Below are 4,201 nucleotides of genomic sequence, written 5' to 3' on the forward strand. Positions count from 1 at the left end.
GGTCGTTTCGCCTTTGAGTTGCGCACGGACGAAGACTGGGCCACGCAAAACCTGCTGGCAGTCGAAGTCCAGGGCCCGGAAGCGGGCGCCGCGCCACAGAAAGTCGAAGCGAAAATCTGCAAACGCAACGTATTCCCGGGCGCTGGGCAACAAACCGCTCAGGCCGGGCAATGAGGTCTGCTATGCGAAATTCGAAATTGAAAACTCTTTTAGCGCCGACGCTGCTCGGGCTGGCGATCTTCGCCGGCACTGCGCAGGCCGCCGCGCCACTGCGTCCACCTCAGGGCTATTTCGCCCCTGTGGATAAATTCAAGACCGGCGACAAAAGCGAAGGCTGCGATGCAATGCCGACGCCGTATACCGGCGCGCTGCAATTTCGCAGCAAATACGAAGGCTCCGACAAGGCCCGTTCGACCCTGAACGTGCAGTCGGAAAAAGCCTTCCGCGACACCACCAAAGACATCACCACGCTGGAACGCGGCACCGCCAAACGCGTGATGCAATTCATGCGCGACGGTCGCCCGGAGCAGCTCGAATGCACGCTCAACTGGCTGACCGCGTGGGCCAAGGCTGACGCGTTGATGTCGAAAGACTTCAACCACACCGGCAAGTCGATGCGCAAATGGGCGCTGGGCAGCATGGCGTCTTCGTACATTCACCTGAAATTCTCTGACTCGCATCCACTGGCGCAGCATCAGCAGGAAGCGCAGTTGATCGAGGCGTGGTTCAGCAAAATGGCCGATCAGGTGGTCAGCGACTGGGACAACCTGCCGCTGGAAAAAACCAACAACCACTCGTACTGGGCTGCATGGTCGGTGATGGCGACGTCCATCGCCACCAACCGTCGCGACCTGTTTGACTGGGCAGTGAAGGAATACAAGGTCGGCGTGAATCAAGTCGATGCTGACGGTTTCCTGCCGAACGAACTCAAGCGCCAGCAACGCGCCCTCGCCTATCACAACTACGCCCTGCCACCGCTGGCGATGATTGCCAGTTTCGCGCAGGTGAACGGTGTCGATCTGCGTCAGGAAAACAACAGTGCGCTGAAGCGTCTGGGTGATCGGGTGCTTTCGGGTGTGAAAGACCCGGACGAGTTCGAGAAGAAGAATGGCAAAGAGCAAGACATGGACGACCTCAAGGTCGACTCCAAATTCGCCTGGCTCGAACCGTTCTGCACCCTCTACACCTGCCCGGCCGATGTGATCGAGAAGAAGCACGGCATGCAGCCGTTCAAGACCTTCCGCCTTGGCGGGGATCTGACCAAGGTTTATGACCCGTCGCATGAAAAAGGCGGGAAAGGCTCATGAAGCAAGAGCCCCTCACCCTAACCCTCTCCCGGAGGGAGAGGGGACTGACCGAGGTGCTTGGACGAACGCCGCAGACCTGAAATACCGAGCCGAACTCAGGATCTGAGCAGCTTCATTGGCGACATGAAATACCGAGCCGATCTCCATTTTGAAAACCATGGAGATCAGGCGCCCTCTCCCTCCGGGAGAGGGCGGGGGGTGAGGGGCGCGATTTGAAGGCCTGCTCGAACCTCAAGGAAACACGCATCACCCCTCCACTACCACGGGGGGTTTGGGGGGGCTTTGGCCCTTGACTGTTGGTTAAAACTGGAGAGATCGGGATGGTATTTTCATCCAACGTGTTCCTGTTTCTGTTCTTGCCGATCTTTCTCGGCATGTACTACCTGAGCGGGATTCGTTATCGCAATCTGCTGCTGTTGCTTGCCAGCTACGTGTTCTATGCGTGGTGGCGGGTGGACTTCCTGGCGCTGTTCGCTGCCGTCACGTTGTGGAACTACTGGATCGGCCTGAAAGTCGGTGCTGCGGGCGTACGGACCAAACCGGCGCAGCGCTGGCTGTTGCTCGGCGTGGGGGTGGATCTGTGCATCCTCGGCTACTTCAAGTACGCCAACTTCGGCGTCGACAGCATCAACGCAATGATGACGTCAGTCGGTCTGTCGCCGTTCATCCTGACCCACGTGCTGTTGCCGATCGGTATCTCGTTCTACATCTTCGAGTCGATCAGCTACATCATCGACGTGTATCGCGGCGACACCCCGGCTACGCGCAACCTGATCGACTTCGCGGCGTTCGTGGCGATCTTCCCGCACTTGATTGCCGGCCCGGTTCTGCGTTTCCGCGACCTTGCTGATCAGTTCAACAACCGCACGCACACCGTCGACAAGTTCTCCGAGGGCTGCACGCGGTTCATGCAAGGGTTCATCAAGAAGGTGTTCATCGCCGACACCCTCGCTGTGGTGGCCGACCATTGCTTCGCCCTGCAAAACCCGACCACGGGCGATGCCTGGCTGGGTGCACTGGCTTACACCGCGCAACTGTATTTCGACTTCTCCGGTTACAGCGACATGGCGATTGGTCTGGGTCTGATGATGGGTTTCCGCTTCATGGAAAACTTCAAGCAGCCGTACATCAGTCAGTCGATCACCGAGTTCTGGCGTCGCTGGCACATCAGCCTGTCGACCTGGCTGCGTGACTACCTGTACATCACCCTCGGCGGTAATCGCAAAGGTACGTTGATGACCTATCGCAACCTGTTCCTGACCATGCTTCTGGGTGGTCTGTGGCACGGCGCGAACATCACTTACATCATCTGGGGCGCCTGGCACGGCATGTGGTTGGCAATTGAAAAAGCGCTGGGCCTGAACACCTCGCCACGCAGCCTCAACCCGATCCGCTGGGCACTGACTTTCCTGCTGGTGGTGATGGGCTGGGTGATCTTCCGCGCTGAGAACCTGCACGTTGCCGGTCGTATGTACGGCGCGATGTTCAGCTTCGGTGAGTGGTCGCTGTCTGAACTCAATCAGGCCAACCTCACCGGTCTGCAAGTGGCAACTCTGGTGGTGGCGTACGTAACGCTGGCGTTCTTCGGCCTGCGTGATCTGTACACCAATCAGCCACCGGTCAAGGCCAAACCAGACGTCACCGTCGAGGCCGATGGCCCTGCCGCTGCAACCCCTGGAATGATCAAGGCAGTGCCCGGCGACAACCCGGCAAGCATCCACGAGCCCGGCTACACCGTCGGCGTCGAAGCCCAGGTGCAACCGGCTTACTGGACGGCTGACTGGTCGCGTTACGCAATGCGCGCCGTGATTCTGCTGCTGTTCATTGCCTCGATTCTCAAACTCTCGGCGCAAAGCTTTTCGCCGTTCCTTTACTTCCAGTTCTGAGGGATCTGACATGACCCGCTCATTACGCATCTTCTACATCGCGCTGTTCCTGGTGACCTTGCTGGTGCTCGGTCTGTGGTCGGTTCGCAGCTTCTTCGGATTCAGCACCAACGCCGAGGCAACGGTGCTCAATGGCCGCTGGACCAAGGCTGTGGAAACCCATTACGACGAAGAGTTTCCGATCAAGCGTCTGGGCACCAACCTCTGGGCCGCGCTGGATTTCAAACTGTTCAACGAAGGTCGTCCGGGCGTCGTGCTCGGTCGCGATCAGTGGTTGTACAGCGATGAGGAATTCAACCCGATCGTCAACGAAGAGCTGAACCTGCAAGGCAACTACGCGCTGGTTGAAGGCGTGCGCCAGACCCTCAAAGAGAAAGGCGTGAAACTGGTGATGGCGATCGTGCCGGCCAAGGTTCGTCTGTACCCGGAACACTTGGGTGAAGTGAAACCTTCGAGCATCCACGCCAACCTTTACGAGGACTTCCACGCCCGGGTGGCGGCGGACAAGATCCTCGCGCCCGATCTGCTCAAGCCGTTGCAGCAGGCCAAGCAGAACGGTCAGCAAGTGTTCCTGCGCACTGACACCCACTGGACGCCAGAGGGTGCCGAAGTCGCCGCCAACACCCTGGCCAAGACCATCGCCGACAAGTTCCCGCTCAGCGGCGAGCCGCAGCGCTTCGTTACTACGCCGGCGGAAAAGATCACGCACAAGGGCGATCTGCGTCTGTTCCTGCCGCTTGATCCGCTGTTCGAAAACCTGATGCCGGCACAAGAGCCGCTGCAAAAGCGCAACACCGTAGCCGCTGGCGAGCAACCTGCCGGTGACGACGCGCTGTTCGCCAACAGCGAAGTGCCGGTCGCGCTGATCGGTACCAGCTACAGCGCCAACCCCAACTGGAACTTCGTCGGTGCGCTGAAACAAGCGCTGCACAGCGACGTGGTCAATTACGCCGAAGACGGCCACGGCCCGATTCTGCCGATGCTCAGCTACCTGAAAAGCGATGACTT

4 protein-coding genes are annotated in these 4,201 nt (G+C 59.1%); all 4 read left to right on the top strand.

The window, feature by feature from the left end; genetic code table 11:
* Window positions 1-174: alginate biosynthesis protein AlgX (locus tag ACIQVE_RS11490; protein ID WP_402808205.1), on the top strand; the 174-nt coding region annotated here is incomplete at its 5' end.
* A gap of 8 nt (window positions 175-182) precedes the next feature.
* Window positions 183-1,307: a mannuronate-specific alginate lyase gene (locus tag ACIQVE_RS11495; protein WP_402808018.1), complete on the top strand. Its 1,125-nt coding sequence runs from the start codon at window positions 183-185 to the stop codon at window positions 1,305-1,307.
* A 320-nt stretch (window positions 1,308-1,627) separates the two neighbouring features.
* Window positions 1,628-3,193 (top strand): MBOAT family O-acyltransferase, encoded by a 1,566-nt coding sequence (locus ACIQVE_RS11500; RefSeq protein WP_402808021.1) that lies wholly within the window; start codon window positions 1,628-1,630, stop codon window positions 3,191-3,193.
* A 10-nt stretch (window positions 3,194-3,203) separates the two neighbouring features.
* Window positions 3,204-4,201 (top strand): alginate O-acetyltransferase (locus tag ACIQVE_RS11505; RefSeq protein ID WP_402808024.1); only part of this gene is annotated, 998 nt, incomplete at its 3' end.

Source organism: Pseudomonas sp. NPDC098747, assembly GCF_044760045.1.
Lineage (GTDB): Bacteria > Pseudomonadota > Gammaproteobacteria > Pseudomonadales > Pseudomonadaceae > Aquipseudomonas.

What these genes read in the sequence shown, in the direction of transcription:
- ACIQVE_RS11495 (WP_402808018.1), top strand. Translation starts at nt 183, where the DNA reads ATGCGAAATTCGAAATTGAAAACTCTTTTAGCGCCGACGCTGCTCGGG.
- ACIQVE_RS11500 (WP_402808021.1), top strand. Translation starts at nt 1,628, where the DNA reads ATGGTATTTTCATCCAACGTGTTCCTGTTTCTGTTCTTGCCGATCTTT.